Below are 2,087 nucleotides of genomic sequence, written 5' to 3'. Positions count from 1 at the left end.
CCCGCCTCGATCGGGTCACCCAACTCCGTACCCGTACCATGCGCCTCCACCACATCCACATCCGCCGCCGACACCTGCGCACTCGCCAACGCCGCCCGAATCACCCGCCGTTGAGCCGGACCGTTGGGGGCGGACAGGCCGTTGGACGCACCATCCTGGTTGACGGCGCTCCCTCGGAGGACTCCCAGTACCTGGTGGCCGTTACGGCGGGCGTCCGACAGACGCTCCAGCAGCAGCATGCCCGCGCCTTCACCCATGCCCATGCCGTCCGCGCCCTCACCGAAAGCCTTGCACCGGCCGTCCGAGGCCAGGGCCCGCAGCCGCGAGAAGCCGACAAACTCGGCCGGGTCGGCGATCACCGTCACACCGCCGGCCAACGCCATCGAGCACTCGCCCGACCGCAGCGCCTGCCCCGCCTGGTGCAGCGCGACCAACGAAGAGGAGCACGCCGTGTCGATGCTCACCGCGGGCCCGTTGAGGCCCAGCGTGTACGACACTCGGCCGGACAGCACACTCAGCGCGTTCCCGGTGATCAAGTGCGCCTCGGCGCCCGGTACCGTCGCGCCCGTCGCGATGTAGCCCGAAGGGGCAGCACCGACGAAGACGCCGGTCGCGGTTCCGTGCAGGGACTTGGGGTCGATCCCCGCCCTCTCGATCGCCTCCCAGGAGGTCTCCAGCAGCAACCGCTGCTGCGGATCCATCGCCAACGCCTCACGCGGACTGATCCCGAAGAACCCCGCGTCGAACTCCGCGGCGCCTCTGAGGAACCCGCCCTCGACCACGTACGTCGAACCCTCCGCGTCCGGATCCGGATCGAACAGGCCCTCGACGTCCCAGCCGCGGTCGACCGGGAAACCACCGATCGCATCCCCGCCCGCGACCACCAAGTCCCACAGTTCCTCCGGGGTACGCACACCACCCGGGTAACGGCACGCCATACCGACGATCGCGATCGGATCGGTCGACACTGCCGCCATCACGACCGGGGCCTCCCCCGAATCCGCCCCGAACAGCTCCGCCAGAATCTCGTCCGCCAGCGCCGACGCACTCGGATGATCGAAGATCACCGTCGACGGCAGCCGCAGGCCGCATGCGGTGTTCAGCCGGTTACGGAGCTCGACGGCGGTCAGCGAGTCGAAGCCCAGTTCGCGGAAGGCCCGGCTCGCCACGATCTCGTCCGCCGAATCGTGCCCCAGCACCGCGGCGGCGTGCGAACGCACCAGGTCCACCACGGTCCGCCGCCGCTCGGCCGCCGACAGGCCCGCCATCCGGACCTCGAAGTCGCCACGCCCGTCCTCGTCGGAACGGACCGCCGTGTCCTCCTGGGCTTCGGGAATGGTGTCCAGCAGCGGTCGGGGACGGGCGGCGGTGAAGACCGGCGCGAACTTCTCCCACTCGACGTTCGCCAGGGCGATGAACGTCTCGTCGTCCGCAAGGATCTCCCCGAGCGCCGTCAACGCCCGGTCGGTGTCGAGGAAGTTCATGCCCTGTCGCAGCAGACGGTGCGGGGTCACCCGACCCGGCGCCTGGTCCATCGCCGCATCGACGGCGTCCCAGTCACGGGTGTTCCACACACCCCAGGCAACCGACGTCCCCGGCAGACCCCGGGCCCGCCGGTCCTCCGCCAACCCGTCCAGGAACGCGTTACCGGCCGCATAGGCGGCGTGGTCATTGCTGCCCCACGTGGCCGAAATCGAGGAGAACATGACAAACTCGTCGATGTCCAGGCCGGCCGTCGCCTCGTCCAGATGCACCGCGCCGACCGCCTTCGCACCGACCGCGACGGCCAGCTCCTCACGGCTGGTGTCCTCCACCCGGGCCAAGATCGGCGCGTTCGCCGAGTGCAAGACGGTCGACAGGCCTGGACCGGTGTTCTCGATCCACTCGACCATGCCTGTCACTTGCGCACGCTCGGTCAAGTCACAGCTGACGACCTCGACTGCGGAACCCGCGCCCGCAACCGTCGCGGCCAACGCAGCCACACCGTACGCGGACGGGCCCGACCGCGAGGTCAGCACCACCCTCGGGGCATCGTGCTCGGCCAGCCACGGACCGATGCAGACACCGATCGACCCCGTACCACCCGT

1 protein-coding gene is annotated in these 2,087 nt (G+C 70.0%); it reads right to left on the bottom strand.

Going from position 1 to position 2,087, the window contains the following annotated elements; all coding sequences use genetic code 11:
• Nucleotides 1–2,087 (bottom strand): SDR family oxidoreductase (locus tag ACWCSV_RS34525; protein ID WP_451149215.1); only part of this gene is annotated, 2,087 nt, incomplete at both ends.

This window comes from Streptomyces sp. NPDC001770, assembly GCF_053596135.1.
The sequence above is the reverse complement of the archived record's forward strand: the minus strand, read 5'-3'. Positions and strand labels throughout refer to the sequence as shown.